The organism is Dactylosporangium sp. NPDC000555, from assembly GCF_040300025.1.
In the GTDB taxonomy this organism is placed as follows: Bacteria; Actinomycetota; Actinomycetes; order Mycobacteriales; family Micromonosporaceae; genus Dactylosporangium.
The window spans coordinates 14,581-33,896 of the sequence record NZ_JBEPDB010000003.1; the positions used below are offsets into that span (position 1 = coordinate 14,581).

Consider the following 19,316-nt stretch of genomic DNA (forward strand, 5'->3'; position numbering starts at 1 on the left):
CCCTGTTTCTGACTGCGTGATCCAATGAAGGCATGGCCAAGTGGGTGGTGGTTGTCTCCGAGAAGCGGTACGAGGCTGAGCGGCTGTATGGGACCGGGGGGATTTCGGTTCCGGATGGCGGGCTCGCGATCGGGGATGAAGCGCTGCTCGTCGCCGCCGGCGAGGCGCCCGTTGTCTTCGGGCTGGGCCGGGTCGATGCCGAGGGGCGCCTCCAATACACCGTGAACCTGCTCGACCGACCGCTGCCCGGGGGTGGTTTCTCGGGTGAAGTCGGGGCACGGCGGCTCGATGAGGACGCCTTCCTCGACGTCGCACGGAGGGCCTCCGCCGACTCGTCGCGGGGCGGAGTGAAACGCACCTGGCTGGTCAGCGTCGACATGCCCATCGAGGCCGCCTCGCCCGGGGAGGCCGTCCGGGCGTTCTGGAGCTACGTGCGGGAGCTCGGGCCGGCCGAGCTGCCCGCGTTCGTATGGCCGGCGGGGGATGAACTGGCCATGCAGGCGTACGTGCTGGGGGCCGAGGCCAATCAGGACCCCGAGGAGGACTGACCGGGGCCGGGGGCGCTCAGGTCCCCGCGGAGAACCAAGCGAAAAATCCTGCGGAGAACCGAGCGAAGAAGCCCGCGGAGCAGAGGAGTCCTGCGGGAAGCCGGGCGAACGACCGGCGGAGAGCCGGTCTACTCGACCGTGGAGAAGCGGATCGAGCCGGCCATGAGGTCCGGGTGCTCAATCGTCAGGGCCAGGGCCACCGACTCCTCCAGGCTCAGGGTGCCGCCCGAGGCGTAGGCGGTGTCGAAGGCGGCATCGCCCATCGCGGCGCGCAAGGTTGCCTGCTGCTCCGTCCAGTACACGCCGAAGGCGCCCGTCGAGCAGCGCAGGCGGATCCTCGTGGCCTGGGCGGCGCCGAACAGGCGGGCGGCCGTCTCCGCGTCCTCGGCCAGCGCGCAGCGCACGGCAACGGCGTTGAGGGACTCGCACACGCGCAGGTGGAAGCCGTGGGTCATGCGGGAGCGCAGGGCGACGATCAGGTGATCGTGCGCGGCCACCAGGTCGCCCCTCGACAGTGCGACCATGCCCAGCCACATGTCCACGGTGCGGCGGCCGCGGTCCATCGGGCGGCTGTTCTCCAGCGGGCGGGCGCCGGCCAGCAGGCCGGCGGCCTCGTCCAGGGCACCGCGGCGCCAGAGGAGCTGGGCCAGCGCGTAGACGGCGAAGAAGGCCTCGCCGGCGACGCCCTGCTCCTCGGACCAGGTGATGACGTCGCGGCAGAGGCGTTCGGCCTCGTCGGTGCGGCCCATCTCGAGAAGAGGGGTGGCGCGGGCGGAGAGGATGCGCGCGATGAGCCCCGGATCGCCGGCACGGCGGGCGGCGGACTCGGCGCGCTGGGAGAAACGGAGCTCCTCGACCGTCTCGCCGTCCGCGCCGGCGTGCAGGGAGTGCATGTGGTACGCCGCGGCCAGCTCGGCGTCGGGGACCGGCTCGCCGGTGGCGCTGATCCGCTCGTACAGGCGGAAGAGCCACATCCGGCCCTCCCGCATCAGGCCGCGCTCGCGCCACCACTGGTCCAGGGAGCCGGCCAGCTCCAGGCCCTGGCGAGCGCTGCCCCGGGTCACCGTCCAGTGCAGGGCGGCGCGCAGCTCGTCGGCGAGCGGGTCGAGGGTGTAGAGGGACAGCGTGACCGGGCGGCCCTCGGCGTCGAGGTAGGCGTCGTGGGCGGCCTGTTGGCACCAGGCGACGTGCCGCTCGCGCGCCGACTCCTCCTCCCCGGCCTCGAGCAGCAGGCGGGCGGCGTAGGCGCGGATCGGGTCGAGCATGCGGTAGGTGGCGCTGGTCGCGCCGGCCTCGGCCTGCAGCAGGGACTTGTCGACCAGGGTGGCCAGCGGGTCGAGGGGGTCGCCGTCGTGCAGCCACTCGATCGCCGGCAGGTCGACCGGGCTGGCGAAGACCGACAGCCAGCGCAGGAGGCGGGCGGAGCGCAGGTCGAGGGTGCGGTACGACCAGCCGACCGCGGCCTGCATCGTGCGGTGCCGGTCCGAGGAGTCGGGCAGGTCCGGGAGGTCCGGGAGGTCCGGCGAGATGGCCGGCGAGCCAGCGTCCAGCGTGCCGAGCACGTCGCCGATGCGGTCGGCCAGCTGCGCGGCGGACAGCAGGCGCAGGCGGGCCGCGGCCAGCTCCAGGGCCAGCGGCAGGCCCTCGAGCGCGGAGGCGACCCGGGTGAGGTGGGTGATGTCGCCGGGCTCGACGGGGCGGCCGCCGCGGGCGGCGGAGGCGCGGTCGACGAGCAGGGCCACAGCGTCGCTGAAGCCACCACCGCTGGCCGCCTCGACGGACAGCGGCGGGATGCGCCAGACAACCTCGCCGGCGAGGCCGAGCGGCTCGCGGCTGGTGGCGAGCACGGCGACATCGGAGCCGGCGGCCAGCAGCCGCGCGACGAGCCGGCGCGCCGCGGGCAGCTGAGCGTCGGAGGTGTCGAACAGGACGAGCAGGCGGCGGTCGCGGACGTGGTCGGCGATGGTCTGCCCGACTGGGCGGCCCGGCTCGGGGCGCAGGCCGAGGGCGGCGGCGATGGTGACGTCGACGAGGTCGCCGGTCGCGACGGTGCTGAGGTCGGCGAACCAGACGCCGTCGCGGAACTGCTCGACGATCTCGCCGGCGGCCTCGACGGCGACCCGGGTCTTCCCGGCGCCACCCGCGCCGACGACGGTGACCAGGCGGTGCCGGCCGATCAGGTCGCGCACGGCGGCGCGCTCCGCGGCGCGGCCGATGAAGCGGGTGGTCTGCACGGGCAGGTTATGGGCCGGCGCGTCGATCGTGCGCGGGCGCGGGAACTGCCGGTCGAGCCCCGGGGCGACGAGCTGGAAGATCCGCTCGAAGCCGTCGAAGCCGCGCAGCCGGTGCAGGCCGAGGTCGAGCAGCCACGCGTCGTCGTCCAGCGGCGCTCCGGCCACGCCGGCGCGGGCGGCGGTGGCGGCGGAGCAGAGCACCTGCCCGCCGTGCGCGGCGGCGGCGATGCGGGCGGCGCGGTGCACCTCGGGTGAGGTGTACTCGCCTCCGTACGGCTCGGCGAAGCCGGTGTGCAGGCCCATCCGGACCTTGGGGCGCGCCTCGGGGCTGGGCCAGTCGTGTGCGTCGAGGTCGCGCTGGGCCTCGGCACACGCGTTGAGCGCGGCGGCCGCGTCGGCGAAGGCTACGAAGAGCGAATCACCCTCGGTGAAAAGTTCCACACCGTCCGCTTTGGACAGTGCGCGGCGGATCACCTCCCGGTGCTCGTGGAGCACCGGCCGGTATCCCGCACCGAGCATCTGGGCCAAGCGGGTCGAGCCCTCGATGTCAGTGAAGAGGAAAGTCACCAGCCCGCTGGGCAGGTGCGTCCGCCCCGACACGTGAAACCTCCGCCTCCTTATTTCAGGCGTGCCCCATATTTCCCCACCCCGGTGGCGCGCGCATCGTAGAAACGGTCCCCACCGGCGACCCTCAAGGTCGACCCCGGACCCCTCCGGGACGATCCGTGCTGGTCAGCAATGGTATAAGGCAAAGCTTGAGTGGGTTTCGCGTGACGTAACGACAACGCTCCGGTAGCGGTTGTGGCACAACAGGCCACAACATCAAAGCCGTTTTGGCAATGTATTGCGAAACCGATCGGTAACAATGTTTCAACAGCCACACGCGCCGCCGCAGCAACCGCCCCCGGCGCCACCCGCGACGTCACCCCGCGGGGCGTTGAGCGCGGAGCCGCCGACAGCGATCGTGGACAGCAGCTTGACGGTGTCGTCGTGGCCCGCCGGACAGGCGGTCTTCACGTTGGCTTCACTCATCGGGCGTTGCACCTCGAAGGTGTCTCCGCAGGCGCGGCAGCGATACTCGTAGCGTGGCATTCCCACAGGCTATGCCACGGTGACACGCACCCGGGAATTCAGGAATACTCGAACCGTGGCAAGCAACGACGAGACGCCGGAGCCGGAGCGACCAACCACAGTGGACACTCCGCCGGCTCCCGCCGTCCGGCCCCCGGTCCCCGGGCAGTCCGGCGAGCGCTGGATCCCGGTCGAGATCACTGCGCCGGAGCCGGACAAAGGTCCGAAACCGCCACACAAGCCGCGCCACGCCGCGCCGGAGCCGGGCGACGCGCCCGGATCGCCGCCGCGACCGCCGCTCGGGGCCGCTTCCGGTCCGCCCGCCGGCGAGGTGCTCGAGTCGCCGCGACGGCGGCTGGACGCGCGGCGGGAGCGGTTCGCGCACATGCGCGCCCGCCCGGGGTTCCGGTTCCTGCTGCCCGGCGTGCTCATCGCGATCGTGCTGACCGCGGCCGGAGTGGCCGGCGCCGTCGTGATCCCGGCCGCGTCCAGGACGACGGCCGATGCCTCACGGTCGGTTCCGCCGCCCGAGGGCACCAATGGCTCGCGCGGCGCGCCGGGCCTCACCGGGGCACCCGCCACCGGCGAGGCGCCACGGTCCGAGACGCCGTCGGCCTCGTCCACCTACAGCCCGCCGCCCGGCACCCGCGAGCGCCCCGCCGACGTGTACGGGGCGTGGGCCGGCGCCCGCGCGGTCCGGCTGGACATCCCGGTGGTGGCGCTGCAGGCGTACGCGTACGCCGAGGCGGTCACCGCCCGCACCAACCCGAGGTGCCACCTGACGTGGTCCACCCTGGCCGGCATCGGCAAGGTCGAGTCCGACCACGGCCGCGCCAACGGCTCGGTTCTGCAGGACGACGGTCGCTCGGTGCCGCCGATCATCGGCCCGCCGCTGGACGGGCAGAACGGCCGCCAGGCGATCGCCGACACCGACCAGGGCGAGCTCGACGGCGACCGCACCTGGGACCGCGCCGTCGGGCCGATGCAGTTCCTGCCGGCCACCTGGAAGGCGTACGGCCAGGACGCCGACAACGACGGCGTGATCGACATCAACGACATCAACGACGCCGCCCTGACCGCCGCCGCGTTCCTGTGCGCCAACAACCGCGACCTGTCCACGTTGGACGGCTGGAACGCGGCCATCCACGCCTACAACGTGCCCGAGGAGTATCGCGCCGCCGTGTTCAACGCCACCAACGACTACGGCCGGCGGGACCGGCAGGGCTGAGCGGCGGACCACCTACGAGTAGGTCAATGCCACGCTCTGCGCCCTGGTACTTCCGCTCAGCCACAAACAGGGGCAGGCTTAAGACGTGAAGGTGCGCGAGTGGGACCCGGGGACCGCACCCGCGGCCGAAATCGATGCGGTGCTGCGGACACTCAACGACATCGTCGCCGTCGATGTGCCCGAGGACCCGCCGTGGCGCGAGAACATGTTCCGGGAGTATCTCGCCGTCACCATGCCGGGCGAGCGGCGCACGTCGTGGCTGGCGACCTCCGAGTCGGGCGAGATCCTCGGCCACGCCAGCCTGCTGACGCTGGAGGAGATCGGCGTGCTCGAGCTGTCGGTCGTCCCGAACGCCCGGGACGGCCACACGGGCACCGCGCTGCTGGCCGCCGTCGCCCGCCGGGCCGCCGAGGAGGGCTTCGAGTCCGTCGGCGTCGAGGTCATCGGCGGCACCCCGAGCGTGAAGTTCTTCGAGGCCCACGGCTTCGAGTGCGCATTCATCGAGACGCGCAACCTGCTCGACCTGGCCGGCGTGGACTGGCTGCGACTGGGCGAGACGGCGGCCGGCATCAGCGCCGGATACCGCATCGAGTACTACCCGGGCGGCCCTCCGCCCGAGCTCTTCGCGGGCTACGCGGCGGCGAAGGAGGCCGCCCGCGCGGCCGTGGTCGAGGACCTCGACCTGCGGCCCAGCTCCTACGACTCCGAGCGGCTCGCGGCGAGCCTGCGCACGCTGCACGCGCGCGGCCTGAAGCCGTACATCGTGCTCGCCGTGCACGAGCAGTCGGAGACGATCGCCGGGCTCACCGAGGTCGTCGTGCCCGCGCAGCGCCCGACCCGCGCCGACCAGTACGACACCATCGAGGTGCCCAGCCACCGCGGCTACGGCATCAGCCGCGCGATCAAGGCGCGGATGCTGTTCGAACTGCGCGCCGCCGAGCCGGACCTGCTGGACGTGCAGACCTGGAACGCGCTGGAGAACGAGCCGCTGCTCCAGGTCAACGCGGAGCTGGGATTCAAGCCCGACCGAGAGTGGCGCGAATACGAGGCCGACGTGATCGACCTCCTGCGCCGCCTGAAGGCCTGACGGTCAGCTCGGCGCCCAGGGGCCATGCACGAACGTGCCGTCGGACGTGAACGGATAGGCGTTGGGCCGGCAGCCGTTCAGCGCGATCGTCTGCGTCTGCATGACCGGCGCGACCTGGCCCGAGCCGGGGCACTTCATGTGGTCGAAGCCGAGGAAGTGGCCCATCTCGTGCAGGATGGTCATCGAGTGGTAGTCGATGCCGGCCGGGAAGCCGTCGATGCCCTTGAGCCAGCGGCGCAGGTTGAGCAGGATGACCTTGCCGTATCGGCAGGAGTAGATGCCCTGGGTGTTGACCCCGACCGCCTTGCACAGCTTGTCGACGGTCCCCGGGGTGGCCAGGCGCAGCACCACGTTGTAGTCGCCGCCGCTGACGCGCTGGAATTTCCAGGTCGCGTCGCTGATCTTGTTGGACGAGTAGGTGACCGGGTGCTCGCCGGACATTGTCCAGCCCTGCGGCGAGGCGATCGCCCGGTCGACCTCGGCGGCGAGCGACGAGATCGACCAGACCTGGTTGCCGCCCCACTGGATGTCGTTCTCCATCTCGACGCGATACTTCACCAGCGTCGCCGCGTCGGCCGATCCGACCACGTCGGTGCCCCCGCCGGCCGCGGTGAACGTGCCACTGCCGAGGTTGGGCACGCCGTCGTTGCTGTTCACCGGCTTGGCGCCACCGGTGTCGCCGCCCGGGTTGACCCGCTTCACCGACGGCGACGCCGACGGCTTGGGGCTGGGCTTCTTCGACGGGGACGGCGCCGGGCCGAGCTCGCCTTCGCCCTCGAGCTGGGCGGTCGGGAACGGGTCGGTGCTCGACGCCGCGTCGATGGTCACGTCGCCCCCCGGCGACGACTCCGCGTTCGTACCACAGCCGACCAGACCGGCCAGCAGCGCGCCGACCAGCATCATTTTTCCTACACGTGTCCCTGGCACTCGGCCGAGCCTAGGCGAAAGCCGCAACCACCGCTGCCCCCGATGGAATTGCCTATGCTGTAGCCATGGGGGCGCAGGGGCCGTTGCGGAGGGACGCCGAGCGCAACCGCCGGCAGCTCGTGGAAACCGCGAAGGTCGTCTTCGCCGAGCGCGGGCTGGAGGCCCCGCTCGATGAGATCGCGCGGCGCGCCCGGGTCGGCAACGCCACCCTCTACCGCCGCTTCCCCAGCCGCGGCCAGCTTGTCGCCGCGGTGTTCACCGACGCGCTGCGGGAGGTGGTGGCGGCGACCGAACGGGCGCTCGCCGTCGAGGACCCGTGGGCCGCGTTCGCCGAGCACCTGACGTTCCTGTGCGAGGTGCAGGCCGGAAACCGCGCCTTCGCCGACCTGCTGACCGCGACCGTGTCCGGGGTACCGGAGCTGGAGAGCCTGCGCGGGCGCGCCTTCCTGGGCCTGAGCGAGCTCATCGACCGCGCCCGGGCCGCCGGCGTGCTGCGGCCGGACTTCCAGCACGAGGACGTGGTCCCGGTGCTCATGGCCAACGCCGGGCTGATCGAGCGCACCGGCACGACCGCACCGACCGCGTGGCGGCGGCAGCTCGGCTACACCCTCGCCGGCCTGCGCGCCCCCGCGGACACCCCGGCCGAGCCGGCGCCGGACCGGGCGGGCATCCTGCGCGCCATGCACGCCCTGGCGGAGCGCAACGGCCTCACCGCGGCGGCGGACTTCGGCGCCTCAGCAGACCCCGCGCCAGGCGTCGAGGTCGAGCTTCTTCTTCATCGACAAGAAGCGTAGCGACCCGGCCTTGGCGCAGCCACCCACGAAAGCGCCAGTTCAGATGTTGCGCAGCAGTCGAGCCGCGTCACTCGCCCAGTACGTCAGGATCAGCTGGGCGCCGGCCCGGCGGATCGAGGTCAGCGTCTCCAACACGACCCGCTCGCGGTCCAGCCAGCCGTTGGCCGCGGCCGCCTCGACCATCGCGTATTCGCCCGAGACCTGGTAGGCGGCCACCGGCACGTCGACCATCTCGGCGACGCGGGCGAGCACGTCGAGGTACGGCAGCGCGGGCTTGACCATGACCATGTCCGCGCCCTCCTCGACGTCGAGGGCGACCTCGCGCAGGGCCTCGCGCAGGTTGGCCGGGTCCTGCTGGTAGGTCTTGCGGTCGCCGTCCAGGGTGGACTCGACGGCCTCGCGGAACGGGCCGTAGAAGGCACTGGCGTACTTGGCGGCGTAGGCCAGCAGCGACACGTCGGTGTAGCCGGCCCGGTCCAGCACCGAGCGCACGACGCCGACCTGGCCGTCCATCATCCCGGACGGGCCGAGCACGTGGGCGCCGGCCTCGGCCTGCGCCAGCGCCATCAGCTCGTACTGCCGCAGCGTGGCGTCGTTGTCGACAACCCCGTCGGGGGCCAGCACGCCGCAGTGCCCGTGCGAGGTGAACTCGTCCAGGCACAGGTCGGACATGACCACGGTCGAGTCGCCGACCTCGGAGATCACGTCACGGATGGCGACGTTGAGGATCCCGTCGGCGTCGATGCCGCCGGAGCCGGTCTCGTCGCGCGTCGCCGGCACGCCGAAGAGCATGAGCCCGCCGACGCCCTCGGCGACCGCCTCGGCGGCGGCCTTGCGCAGCGACTCGCGGGAGTGCTGCACGACGCCGGGGAGGGAGCTGATCGGCCGCGGCTCGGTCAGCCCCTCCTTCACGAACATCGGCAGGATCAGGTTGGACGGCTGTACATGCGTCTCCGCCACGAGCCGGCGCATCGCGGGCGTGCGACGCAGCCGGCGCGGCCGGACCTCAGGGAACCCCACGGGATGACCCCCTACGAAACGTCTACCGGAACCGCAGGGCGGTCGGTCCCTGCACCTTGGAGCCGCGGCGCTGCTTGGCAGGCATCGCGGCGAGCTTCTCGCGCAACTCCACAGCGTAGCCCGCCAGCGCCTCGACCAGGTCGGGAACCGAGGCGTGCGGCGGCTGCACGTCGACGCGCAGGCCAAACTCCACGGCGGTGTCCGCCGTCTTCGGCCCGATCACCGCGACGACGGTGCGCGCGTGCGGCTTGCCGGCGATGCCGACCAGGTTGCGCACGGTGGACGACGACGTGAACAGCACCGCGTCGAAGCCGCCGGACTTGATCGCGTCGCGGATGTCGGCCGGCGGCGGCGCGGCGCGGACCGTGCGGTACGCCGTGACGTCGTCGACCTCCCAGCCGAGCTCGGTGAGGCCGGCGGCGAGGGTCTCGGTGGCGATGTCGGCGCGGGGCAGCAGCACCCGGCCGACCGGGTCGAGCACCTCGTCGTGCGGCGAGAACTCGGCCAGCAGGCCCTCGGAGGACTGTTCGCCGGTCGGCAGCAGCTCAGGCACGATGCCGAAGCCGCGGACCGCCTCGGCGGTGGCCTCGCCGATGCAGGCGACCTTCACGCCGCCGAAGTGGCGGGCGTCGAGGCCGTGCTCGGCGAACTTCTCCCAGACCGCGCGGACGGCGTTGACCGAGGTGAAGACGGTCCAGGCGTACCGGCCGTCGACCAGGCCCTTGATCGCGCGCTCCATCTGCGCCGGGGTGCGCGGGGGCTCGACGGCGATCGTCGGCACCTCGCACGGGATCGCGCCGTAGGCCCGCAGCCGCTCACTCATCGCGCCGGCCTGCTCCTTGGTGCGCGGCACGAGCACCTTCCAGCCGTACAGCGGGCGGTTCTCCCACCAGCCGAGCTTCTCGCGGTGCGCGACGCCGGCGCCCAGGCACAGCACCACGCGGCCGGCGAAGCCGAGCGCGGCGGCGACCATGCTGTCGACGCTGGAGGCGGAGCTGTACTGCGTCTCGCCCGTGCCGTCGCCGGTGATCGAGACCGGCGTGGCCGGGTCGACCCCGGCGGCCAGCAGCCCGTCGCGGACGGCGGCGAGGTCGCCCGCGTCGACGGCGAGCGCGGAGGAACCGCGGGCCACGGCGGTGGCGACAGCCTCGAAGTCGACGGACTGCACGTCGTCGACGTCGGCGGTCACGCGTACGCCAGGCAGCGGAACGCCGGCGTAGGTGGCGACGCCGGCGGCCTGGCCGATGCCCGGCACGACCTCGAACGTCACCGCGGTGCGGGCGACGGCCTGCACCTCCTTGAGGACCGCCTCGTGCGCCAGCGGGTCGCCGCCGACGAGGTGGATCGCGCGCAGCCCGGAGCGGGCCGCGGACAGCAGCACCTTGGCCACGTCGCCGGGCGCCCCCTCGGCCGGGCTGAACTGGGCCTCCGGGTCGGCCTCGGCGCGAATCGCGGCGAGCAGCGGCTCCGGTACGTTGCGGTCGTAGACGATATGGTCGGCGGTCACCAGCGCCTCATGGGCGCGGCGCGTCAGCAGGCCGGGGTCGCCGGGGCCGGCCCCGACGAAGGCGATCCGGCCGGTGCCCTTACGGGTGGGGGTCATGCTGCACTCCCAGTGCGTTGTCGGCGCCTTCTTCGCGTAGGTCGCGGGCCAGGGCTCGGCCCACCTCCGCGGCGTCGGCGAGCGTTCCGGTGCGCGAGAGCCGGAGGGCGAAGCCGCCGTCCGGGCTGAACACCGCACCGCGCAGATAAATCTCTGGCCCCTCGTCGCCCTCGGCGACCTCGGCCAGCGCCGCGATCGGGGCGGAGCAGCCCGCCTCGAGCTCGGCCAACAGCGCCCGCTCGGCGGCGACCGCCGCGCGGGTGTATTCATCGTCGAGCGCGGCGAGCACCTCGCGCAGCTCGGCGTCGTCCTCACGGCACTCGACCGCCAACGCGCCCTGCGCGGGTGCGGGCAGCATCAGCAGCGGATCAAGCACCTCGGTCGCCTCCCCGCCGCGGCCGAGCCTTGCCAGGCCGGCGTGCGCCAGCACGATGGCGTCGAACTCGCCCTCGGCCAGCTTCCGCAGACGGGTGTCTACGTTCCCCCGCAACGGTACCGCGGAAAGCCGCCGACCCAACGCGTTGATCTGGGCGATCCGGCGCAGCGCGCCGGTGCCGATGCGGGCGTCGTCGGGCAGCTCGTTGAGCATCAGCCCGTCGCGGGCGACCAGCGCGTCGCGCGGGTCCTGCCGCAGCGGGACGGCGGCCACCACGAGACCCTCGGCCGGCGCGGTCGGCAGGTCCTTGTAGGAGTGGACGGCGAAGTCGATCTCCTTGTTGAGCAGCGCGTCGCGCAGGGCGGAGACGAACACGCCCACGCCGAGCCGCTGGACCGGCGCGCTCGACCGGTCGCCGGCGGTGACGATCTCGATCAGTTCCACGTCGCGGCCGGTGCGCTCGCGCACGGCATCGGCGACAGTCGTCGACTGCGCCATCGCCAGCGCGCTGCCCCGGGTCCCCAGTCTCAGCGTCACGGGTGCACCTCTCCAGCTGCGACCGGGTTGATCTCCGAGGTGGGGATCTGCAGGTCGAACAGCTCACGTAGCGCCTGAGCATAGGCCTCGCCGCCCGGCGCGGCGGCCAGCTGGCGCACGCGAACGGTCGGCTGGTGGAGCAGGCGCTGGACGATCCGGTGAATGCTGCGCGACACCTCGGCGCGCGCCTCGTCGCCGAGCTCCGGGCAGCGCTGTGCGAGCCGGCGCAGCTCGACCTCGACGACCTCATCGGCCCGGGCCCGCAGCGCGGCCACGGTCGGCGCCACGTCGGCACCGCGCAGCCAGGTCAGGAAGGCCTCGACCTCGCCGGCGACGATCTCCTCGCCGGCACGCTCCTCCGCGTCGGCGGTGGCCGACAGCGACTCGGACAGCAGCTCGATGTCGACGAGCGTGACGCCGGCCAGCTCCCGGACCGCAGGCGCCACGTCGCGCGGCAGCGCCAGGTCGAGGACCAGCAGGTGCCCCTGGGCCCCGACGGCCCCAGCAAGGAGCGGCGCGTCGAGCACCGGCTCCGGCGACGCGGTCGCGCTCACGACCACGTCGACGCGCTCCAGCAGCGACGGCAGCTCGGCGAACGCCACGGCCTCGGCCCCGTGCAGCTCCGCCAGGCGCTCGGCCCGGGCGTGGCTGCGGTTGGTCACGTAGAGCGGAGCGGCCCCGGCCCGGCGCAGCGTCGCCAGCGACAGCGCGCCCATCGCGCCCGCCCCGATGACCAGCGCGGGACGCCCCTCAATCGGCGAGGTGGCGCCCTGGCCGTAGGCGAGCGCCGCGCTCACCACGCTCTGCCCAGCGCGGTCGATCTCGGTCTCGGCGTGCACCCGCTTGCCGACCCGCAGGGCCTGCTGCAGCAGCTCGTGCAACAGCCGCCCGGCCGTGCCCTGTTCACCGGCGGTACCGTAGGCGTCGCGGAGCTGGCCGAGGATCTGCGCCTCGCCCACGACCATCGAGTCGAGCCCGGCGGCCACGCGGAAGGCGTGCCGGACGGCGTCGACCTCATAGTGGACGTACAGCTGGGGAGCCAGGTCGGCCACGGCGAGCCCGGCCCGCTGGGCGAGCACGCCGCCGATGTCGGCGAGGCCGCCGTGAAACGCGGTGACAGCGGCGTAGATCTCCACGCGGTTGCAGGTGGAGAGGACCACGGCCTCGTCGACATACTGCAGCCCGACGAGTTCGGCGAGCACGCCGGGCAGCTCGCCCGGGCTCAGCGCGAGCCGCTCGAGCAGCGGAACCCCCGCCGTCCGGTGCGACATGCCCACGACCAGCAGGTTCTGATTCACGCTCATGCCGACACCTCCGCTTCGCTCCGGCGGCGGCGCGAGCCACACCTGTGCTTCTGGTTCGCGGCCTCTCCGCCCAGTCTGGCTCGATGAGGCTTCGCGTTGACCGACCCACACCAGGCGCCGCTTCGCTTCGAACCGCTCACGACCCCACCGCCTCCCCGCCGAGCCGGTTGGCTCGTTGTAGGTCCTGGCCGACCCGTCCGGGCTCCTGCACCACCGGAAGCCCCGTCAGGGCCGACTTGCGGTGCTCGTGGAATGACAGGATTTGCAACTCGATGGCCAGATCGACCTTACGCACGTCCACGCCCTCAGGGACATTCAAGACGCACGGCGCGAAGTTCAGGACGCTGGTGACCCCAGCCGCCACGAGCCGGTCCGCCACGTTCTGCGCCGCGTGCGCGGGCGTGGCGATCACCGCGATGGCGATCGACTCCTCCTGTACGACCTCGGGCAGCTCGTCGATGTGCCGCACGACCAGGCCGTTGATGTGCTCCCCGACCCGGCCGAGGTCGGCGTCGAAGAGAGCCGCGATGCGGAACCCGCGATTGCCGAACCCGGCGTAGCCGGCCAGGGCGTGACCGAGATTACCCACGCCGACGAGCGCGACGGCACGCCGATGAGTGAGGCCGAGCACCTGCTCGATCTGGTCGATCAGCAGCGTGACGTCGTAGCCGACGCCGCGGGTGCCGGTGCGGCCGAGGTGGGACAGGTCCTTGCGGAGCTTGGCGGAGTTGACACCCGCGGCCGCGGCCAGCCCCTCCGAGGAGACCGTGTCGTGCCCTTCCTCAGCGAGGTGGTGCAGGGCGCGCAGGTACTCCGGAAGCCTGGCGACGGTCGCCTCCGGAAGGTCCGGAAAATCCGGTCCATCCGTGGGGCCGGTGCGCTGCTGGCTCATGAGTCTCCGAGACGACGACGGTTTACGAGGCCGCTCGCAACGGCGATTATCGCCTGTGCTAACGGGGTTCGTCGTTGCAACAGAGTAGGCGCTTGTGAAGCCGTGCACAAATCGCGATCTTGAAGAGTCGGCGCCCACCACGTAGAGGTCAGCGCCCGCCCGTGCGGATCGCGCGCCCGAGAATTGCCCCCGCGGCACGTGGTACCCCCTTCTCCGACGCGGTCGGCAGCAGGCGGGCGCTGTGGCAAGTATCACCGCAATTCCGGCATTCAACATGCCGACACGCCTTACGTAGCGACACTACACGTTTTTTCAGTAGGGTTGCCCCTACCACCAAGTGGCTGGGCGGCGGGATGGGAGGCGGCGGGCGCCATGTCTAGCGTCGATGACATGACGACGACCATCACCCCGCTGGGCCCGGGCCGGTTCTCCCGCATCTTCCGTCAGCTCGGGATCGACACGCAGTACGTGCTGCTCGGGTTCCCCCTCGGCCTCATCACGCTGGTGTTGTGCATGACCGGCTTCGCGGTCGGCCTGGGGCTGATGGTGACCGTCGTCGGAATCCCGATCCTGTTCGCCGCGCTGCTGCAGGCCCGCGGCTTCGCCACCCTCGAGCGCTCCCGCGCCGGCGCGGTGCTGCACACACGGCTGGCGCACCCGTACTACAAGAAGGCCGAGCCCAGCGCCGGCTTCTTGCGCCGCACGTTCGTCCCCCTCACCGACGGCCAGTCCTGGCTGGACCTGCTGCACGGCATCTTTCGCTTCATCCCCAGCACGATCGCCTTCGTGTTCGTCGTGACCTGGTGGGTCGGCGCGCTGAGCGGGCTCACCACGGTGCTGTGGGACTGGGCCGTCCCGCGCTCTCCGGACACCCAGGACCTGCCGATGCTGATCGGCATCGGCTCGGGCGCCGGGCTGCGGATCCTCTTCAACACCGGAATCGGCGTGGTCTTCGCGCTCACGCTGATGCCGGTCGTGCGCGGCGCCGCCCTGATCGAGGCGTGGTTCGCCCGGGCGCTGCTCAGCGGCGTGAACGAGCTGCGCGAGCGGGTCGTCGAGGCCGAGCGCAGCCGCGACCGCGCCCGGGCGCAGACCACCGCCGCGGTCTCGGCCGAGGCGAGCGCCCTGCGCCGGCTCGAGCGCGACATCCACGACGGCCCGCAGCAGCGCCTGGTCCGCCTGGCCATGGACCTCGGCCGCGCCGACCTGCAGTTCGACAGCGACCCCACGGCGGCCCGGGCAACGGTGGCCGAGGCGCTCGCCCAGACCCGCGAGACGCTCGAGGAGCTGCGGGCGCTGTCGCGCGGCATCGCCCCGCCGATCCTGGTCGACCGCGGCCTGCGCGCGGCGCTGACGGCGCTCGCCGCCCGCTCGATGGTCCCCGTCGACCTGGACCTGCCCGAGGTCGGCCGGCTGGCGAGCAATGTGGAGACGACCGCGTACTTCGTCGTCGCCGAATCCCTCACCAACGTGGCCAAGCACAGCCACGCGAGCGAGTGCAAGGTGACGTTGCAGCGCTCGGTGTACGGCATGCTCGTCACGATCGAGGACGACGGCGTCGGCGGCGCGAGCCTGGCCAAGGGCCACGGCCTGACCGGCCTGGCCGACCGGGTGCGCGCGGCCGGCGGCGAGCTGACCGTGACCAGCCCCCTCGACGGCGGCACCAAGATCGTCGCCATCCTGCCTGTTTCCTGATTGCTGTTTCTAGCCTGGCGGCGCCTTCGGCGCGGCGCTGCCGGGGGGTTCCCACCCCGGAGCCCCCCATGCCCGCTACGCGGACACTCTTGCGGACGCTGCGCGCAGGCTGTTCCTAGCCTGGCGGCACTGTTCCTAGCTTGGCGGCGCCTTCGGCGCGGCGCTGCCGGGGGGTTCCCACCCCGGAGCCCCCCATGCCCGCTGCGCGGACACTCTTGCGGACGCTGCGCGGACACTCTTGCGGACGCTGCGCGCTGGCTGTTTCTAGCCTGGCGGCACTGTTCCTAGCTTGGCGGCGCCTTCGGCGCGGCGCTGCCGGGGGGGTTCCCACCCCGGAGCCCCCCATGCCCGCTGCGCGGACACTCTTGCGGACGCTGCGCGCAGGCTGTTCCTAGCCGGCGGCACTGTTCCTAGCCTGGCGGCGGCTCCGGCGCGGCGCTGCCCGGGGGGTTCCCACCCCGGAACCCCCCATGCCCGCTACGCGGACACTCTTGCGGACGCTGCGCGCTGTACCTAGCTTGGCTGTTCCTAGCTTGGCGGCGGCTGGCCTACTATCGGCGGCGTGCGGGTTGTCGTTGCGGATGATGCGGTACTCCTGCGCGAGGGCTTGGTGCGCCTGCTCACCGAGAGCGGCCACACGGTCCTCGCCGCCGTCGGGGACGGCCCGAGCCTCGTGGCGGCGATCGTCGAGCACCGCCCCGACGCCGCCATCGTGGACGTCCGGATGCCGCCCTCGCACACCGACGAGGGCCTGCGCGCCGCCGTCGAGGCACGCGCCCGGGTGCCGAAGACGCCGATCCTCGTGCTGTCGCAGTACGTCGAGGTGTCCTACGCCGACGACCTCCTCGCCGATCGGGCGGGCGGCGTGGGCTACCTGTTGAAGGACCGCGTCTCGGAGGTCGCCGAGTTCCTCGACGCGATGGAGCGCGTGGCGTCCGGCGCCACCGTGCTCGATCCGGAGGTCGTCGGCCAGCTGCTGGTCCGCCGGCGCCGGGACGACCCGCTGCGCAGCCTGACCCCCCGCGAGCGGGAGGTTCTGGGCCTGATGGCGGAGGGCCGATCCAACACGGCGATCGCCCGCAAGCTGGTCGTCACCGACGGCGCGGTGGAGAAGCACGTGAAGAACATCTTCACCAAGCTCGACCTGCCCCCGGACGACGAGCAGCACCGCCGCGTGCTGGCGGTCCTCGCATACCTGCAGGGCTGAGCCGGCAACAGCGCGATTCAGCCGGCCGTCGCGAGGTTGACGGCCTCGACCAGAGAGTGCGCCACCGGCAGACCGGTCGCCCGCAGGAGGGCGATGTCGGTGAAGCCGCCGGCGTAGAGGACCGCGGACGCGCCCACCGACCGTGCCGCGTCGCCGTCGTCGACCGAGTCGCCGATCAGGACCACCTCGGCCGGGTCGAGGGACAGCGCCGTCAGGTGGCGCTCGAGGTAGTCCGCCTTGAGATGACCGCCGACCGTGCCCGGCAGGCCGTCGACCCGGACCAGCCGGGCACCCAGGGCGCGCCGTTCCACCTCGACCAGCAGCTCGTCGTGGAAGAACATGGACAGCAGCGACTGCGTGCCGGACCACTTCCCCATCGCTTCGAGGGCGTCCGGGGCCAGCTGTACGTCGGTCATCCCCCGCCGGTACGCGTTGTGGAACGCGTCGTCGAGCAGCTGGAACTCCGCCTGGTCGACCGGGCGTTCGAGGACGTGCGCGTAGTAGTCCAGGATCGGCCGGCGGAAGTCGCGGCGGTGCTCCTCGGCGGTGATGACCGGGCCGCCGACGGTGGCCAGACAGACGTTGGTGGCGTCGACGACCAGCTTCAGGTCGTCGAGGAGGGTCCCGTTCCAGTCCCAAACGAGGTGCTTCACTCGGGTGAGGATAGTCGCAGATCGTTACGGAGGCGGTCCTCCTCGACCCGCCAGTACCCGTGCTCCTTGCCGTCGAGCAGCAGCACCGGGATGCGGAACCCGTACTCCTCCTCGAGGTCGTCGTCGCCGGTGATGTCGATCTCGGTGAAGCCCTCGCCGGTCGCGGCGGCGACGCGGTCGAGCACGGCCTTGGCGTCCTCGCACAGGTGGCAACCGGGGCGGGTATACAGCACCAGTCTCATCGCAGGACCCCCTTGCGGACCTTGCCGGTGGCCGAGTGCGGCAGCTCCGGCACGAACTCGACGGCCGTCGGGCACTTGAACCGGGCGAGGTTGCCCTCGCAGTGCGCGATGAGCTCCTCGGCGGTCACCTGCGAGCCGGGCCGGCGCACGACGAGCGCCTTCACGGTCTGGCCGGTGTAGGGATGCGGTACCCCGAGCGCCGCCGCCTCGAGAACCTCCTCGTGCGCTTCGAGTACGGACTCGACCTCGTGCGGATAGACGTTGAACCCGCTCACGAGGATCAGCTCCCCGAGCCGGTCCACGATGAACAGGTCGCCGTCCTCGTCGGCGTAGGCCACGTCGCCGGTGGCCCACCAGCCGTCGGCGTTCGGGGCCGAACCGCCTTCAGGCCAGTACCCCTGGAAGAAATTGCGACCGCGCGCGACGATCTCGCCGGGATCCGTGGTGCCGTCCTCCTCGTCGGGCACCACGTCCTCGCCGCCGGCGTCGACCAGGCGCACCTCCACGCCGGGAATCGGCCGGCCGATCGAGCCCGGCTTGGCCGACGGGCTCGCCAGGGTGCTGGTGAGCACCGGCGCGCCCTCCGTCAGCCCGTATCCCTGGTGTACCGGCCGGCCCGTGGTCTCCGCGAAGCGCCGCTCGGCGGCGGGGTCCAGCGGCGCGGCGCCGCACACGGCGAGCCGCACGCCCGCCCAGGCCCGGGCCAGCCGCTCGCCCATGAGCGACCACGCGACGTACATCGGTGGCACCCCGACCACGCCGGTCACGCCGTGCCGCTCGATCACCTCCAGCGAGTCGGCCGGGTCGAAGCGCTCGACGAGCACTCCGCACCCGCCGTGGTAGGCGACCGCGCCGAGCCCGGAGTTCAGCCCATACGCGTGGAAGAGCGGCACGGCCAGCAGCAGCACGTCGTCGCCGGTGACGGGTGGCGGGTCGAGGCGCGCGAGCTGCTCGTGGTTGGCCAGCAGCGCACGGTGGGGCAGCATGGCGCCCTTCGGCGCGCCCTCGGTCCCGGACGTGTACAGCAGCACCGCCAGGTCCTCGCCCCCGCCGGTCGCGGGCGTCCGCGCGGGCGCCGGTCCGCCGGCGAGCAGGTCGCCGAGGTTTTCTCCGAGGGTGTACCGCACGGGCGGCGCCCCCTCGGCGATCGAGCTCATCACCGGGCGGGTCGCGACCAGCACGGCGGCGCCGGAGTCGGCGAGCACGTGGCCGAGCTCGCGCGTGGTGTACGCCGGGTTGACCGGCACCACGACCAGCCCGGCGCGCAGCACGCCGAAAAAGACGGCGGCGAACTCGGGCACGTTGGGCAGGGCGATCGCGACGCGCGGGCGGCCGCGTTCGTCGGCGGGCAGCCCGAGGGCGGCGAGGCCGGCGGCCACCGCGTCGACGCTCCGGTCGAGCTCGGCCCAGGTCAGCACGGTGTCGTGCGATCGCAGGGCGGGGCGCGCACCGCTGGCGGCAGCGGCGCGCCGCACCAGGTCGGCGAAGTTCCAAACGTCCTGCACGGTCGACGAGTCTTGCACAGCGCGCGGTGATCCAATTCAAGCCCCGAGGGTGAGGCGACAAAAACTGAGAGTTCACCCGTCACCAATCACCCTGTCGCGTGGCATGGTGCCTCCTGCGGTCGACGGGGGCGCGCGCAGCCCCCGACACGCCGACTGAGTAATGGTCCACCCGTTCGTGTGCAATGCGCGCGCCGCGCATCGGTAATTTCGGCGCGATTACGTCCCGCTAATCCGGTTCTACGGCGTGTCGTGCGGCGTGTCGCGAGAGTGCGACGGACAGCATGTGCGCCGAACGGGCCCCAATCCGTGGGATGAATGTCCCCTCACGCCAAGAGCCGCCCAACGAGGGTGACGCCGGACCTATTATCACCCAAGTCGACTCACCCCATTTGT

General features: G+C 72.4%; 17 protein-coding genes. 6 read left to right on the top strand and 11 right to left on the bottom strand.

Features of this window, described 5'->3' with window-relative positions; all coding sequences use genetic code 11:
- The first annotated feature begins 32 nt into the window (after positions 1-32).
- Positions 33-548, top strand: coding sequence for a hypothetical protein (locus ABT297_RS03400; protein WP_350544160.1), 516 nt, complete (start codon positions 33-35; stop codon positions 546-548).
- Between the two features lie 128 nt (positions 549-676).
- On the opposite strand, the gene ABT297_RS03405 is transcribed toward ABT297_RS03400, so the two are convergent.
- Together ABT297_RS03405 and ABT297_RS03410 are read right to left on the bottom strand one after the other, a co-directional pair.
- Positions 677-3,382: a winged helix-turn-helix domain-containing protein gene (locus ABT297_RS03405; RefSeq protein WP_350544162.1), complete on the bottom strand. Its 2,706-nt coding sequence runs from the start codon at positions 3,380-3,382 to the stop codon at positions 677-679.
- Positions 3,383-3,652: 270 nt separating this feature from the next.
- Entirely contained in the window at positions 3,653-3,874 is a 222-nt protein-coding gene (locus ABT297_RS03410) for an FmdB family zinc ribbon protein (RefSeq protein WP_350544164.1), read from the bottom strand.
- Between the two features lie 55 nt (positions 3,875-3,929).
- Here ABT297_RS03410 and ABT297_RS03415 point away from each other — a divergent pair, with 55 nt between their 5' ends.
- The gene (locus tag ABT297_RS03415) at positions 3,930-5,081 is read left to right on the top strand and encodes a lytic murein transglycosylase (protein WP_350544167.1); all 1,152 of its coding nucleotides are present in this window, start codon (positions 3,930-3,932) and stop codon (positions 5,079-5,081) included.
- An 85-nt stretch (positions 5,082-5,166) separates the two neighbouring features.
- Entirely contained in the window at positions 5,167-6,168 is a 1,002-nt protein-coding gene (locus ABT297_RS03420; RefSeq protein WP_350544170.1) for a GNAT family N-acetyltransferase, read from the top strand.
- A 3-nt stretch (positions 6,169-6,171) separates the two neighbouring features.
- Here the strand turns inward: ABT297_RS03420 and ABT297_RS03425 are convergent, their stop codons facing one another.
- Positions 6,172-7,071 carry a DUF3152 domain-containing protein gene (locus ABT297_RS03425; RefSeq protein ID WP_350544172.1) on the bottom strand — a complete coding sequence of 300 codons (900 nt, stop codon included), beginning with the start codon at positions 7,069-7,071 and terminating at the stop codon, positions 6,172-6,174.
- Between the two features lie 89 nt (positions 7,072-7,160).
- Here ABT297_RS03425 and ABT297_RS03430 point away from each other — a divergent pair, with 89 nt between their 5' ends.
- The gene (locus tag ABT297_RS03430) at positions 7,161-7,889 is read left to right on the top strand and encodes a TetR/AcrR family transcriptional regulator (RefSeq protein ID WP_350544174.1); all 729 of its coding nucleotides are present in this window, start codon (positions 7,161-7,163) and stop codon (positions 7,887-7,889) included.
- 39 nt (positions 7,890-7,928) lie between these two features.
- Here the strand turns inward: ABT297_RS03430 and hemB are convergent, their stop codons facing one another.
- The 5 genes from hemB to ABT297_RS03455 all read right to left on the bottom strand — a co-directional run bounded on the left by hemB (position 7,929) and on the right by ABT297_RS03455 (position 13,621).
- Entirely contained in the window at positions 7,929-8,909 is a 981-nt protein-coding gene (gene hemB, locus ABT297_RS03435; RefSeq protein WP_350544176.1) for a porphobilinogen synthase, read from the bottom strand.
- 22 nt (positions 8,910-8,931) lie between these two features.
- Complete coding sequence (locus tag ABT297_RS03440) at positions 8,932-10,512, bottom strand: bifunctional uroporphyrinogen-III C-methyltransferase/uroporphyrinogen-III synthase (protein WP_350544177.1); 1,581 nt, start codon at positions 10,510-10,512, stop codon at positions 8,932-8,934.
- Entirely contained in the window at positions 10,496-11,425 is a 930-nt protein-coding gene (gene hemC / locus ABT297_RS03445) for a hydroxymethylbilane synthase (RefSeq protein ID WP_502885478.1), read from the bottom strand. The genes ABT297_RS03440 and hemC overlap by 17 nt, the downstream gene beginning before the upstream one ends.
- The gene (locus tag ABT297_RS03450; protein WP_350544178.1) at positions 11,422-12,729 is read right to left on the bottom strand and encodes a glutamyl-tRNA reductase; all 1,308 of its coding nucleotides are present in this window, start codon (positions 12,727-12,729) and stop codon (positions 11,422-11,424) included. The genes hemC and ABT297_RS03450 overlap by 4 nt, the downstream gene beginning before the upstream one ends.
- A gap of 136 nt (positions 12,730-12,865) precedes the next feature.
- Entirely contained in the window at positions 12,866-13,621 is a 756-nt protein-coding gene (locus ABT297_RS03455; RefSeq protein WP_350544179.1) for a redox-sensing transcriptional repressor Rex, read from the bottom strand.
- Between the two features lie 390 nt (positions 13,622-14,011).
- On the opposite strand from ABT297_RS03455, the gene ABT297_RS03460 reads away from it, so the two are divergent.
- On the top strand, positions 14,012-15,316 hold the full coding sequence (locus tag ABT297_RS03460; RefSeq protein WP_350544181.1) for a sensor histidine kinase: 1,305 nt from the start codon (positions 14,012-14,014) through the stop codon (positions 15,314-15,316).
- Positions 15,317-15,878: 562 nt separating this feature from the next.
- A complete protein-coding gene (locus ABT297_RS03465) occupies positions 15,879-16,523 on the top strand; it encodes a response regulator (protein WP_350544183.1) in 645 nt (214 codons plus the stop codon).
- A 17-nt stretch (positions 16,524-16,540) separates the two neighbouring features.
- Here the strand turns inward: ABT297_RS03465 and ABT297_RS03470 are convergent, their stop codons facing one another.
- From ABT297_RS03470 to ABT297_RS03480, 3 genes are read right to left on the bottom strand one after another with little or no spacing between them, the layout of a single operon-like run.
- On the bottom strand, positions 16,541-17,176 hold the full coding sequence (locus ABT297_RS03470; protein ID WP_350544185.1) for an HAD family hydrolase: 636 nt from the start codon (positions 17,174-17,176) through the stop codon (positions 16,541-16,543).
- Entirely contained in the window at positions 17,173-17,418 is a 246-nt protein-coding gene (locus ABT297_RS03475; RefSeq protein WP_350544187.1) for a glutaredoxin family protein, read from the bottom strand. The genes ABT297_RS03470 and ABT297_RS03475 overlap by 4 nt, the downstream gene beginning before the upstream one ends.
- Positions 17,415-18,923, bottom strand: a complete 1,509-nt coding sequence (locus ABT297_RS03480; protein ID WP_350544189.1) for an AMP-binding protein — start codon at positions 18,921-18,923, stop codon at positions 17,415-17,417. The genes ABT297_RS03475 and ABT297_RS03480 overlap by 4 nt, the downstream gene beginning before the upstream one ends.
- Between the last annotated feature and the right edge of the window lie 393 nt (positions 18,924-19,316).

What these genes read in the sequence shown, in the direction of transcription:
- ABT297_RS03440 (WP_350544177.1), bottom strand. Translation starts at nt 10,512, where the DNA reads ATGACCCCCACCCGTAAGGGCACCGGCCGGATCGCCTTCGTCGGGGCC.
- ABT297_RS03400 (WP_350544160.1), top strand. Translation starts at nt 33, where the DNA reads ATGGCCAAGTGGGTGGTGGTTGTCTCCGAGAAGCGGTACGAGGCTGAG.
- ABT297_RS03455 (WP_350544179.1), bottom strand. Translation starts at nt 13,621, where the DNA reads ATGAGCCAGCAGCGCACCGGCCCCACGGATGGACCGGATTTTCCGGAC.
- ABT297_RS03460 (WP_350544181.1), top strand. Translation starts at nt 14,012, where the DNA reads ATGACGACGACCATCACCCCGCTGGGCCCGGGCCGGTTCTCCCGCATC.
- ABT297_RS03425 (WP_350544172.1), bottom strand. Translation starts at nt 7,071, where the DNA reads ATGATGCTGGTCGGCGCGCTGCTGGCCGGTCTGGTCGGCTGTGGTACG.
- ABT297_RS03450 (WP_350544178.1), bottom strand. Translation starts at nt 12,729, where the DNA reads ATGAGCGTGAATCAGAACCTGCTGGTCGTGGGCATGTCGCACCGGACG.
- ABT297_RS03410 (WP_350544164.1), bottom strand. Translation starts at nt 3,874, where the DNA reads ATGCCACGCTACGAGTATCGCTGCCGCGCCTGCGGAGACACCTTCGAG.
- ABT297_RS03475 (WP_350544187.1), bottom strand. Translation starts at nt 17,418, where the DNA reads ATGAGACTGGTGCTGTATACCCGCCCCGGTTGCCACCTGTGCGAGGAC.
- ABT297_RS03430 (WP_350544174.1), top strand. Translation starts at nt 7,161, where the DNA reads ATGGGGGCGCAGGGGCCGTTGCGGAGGGACGCCGAGCGCAACCGCCGG.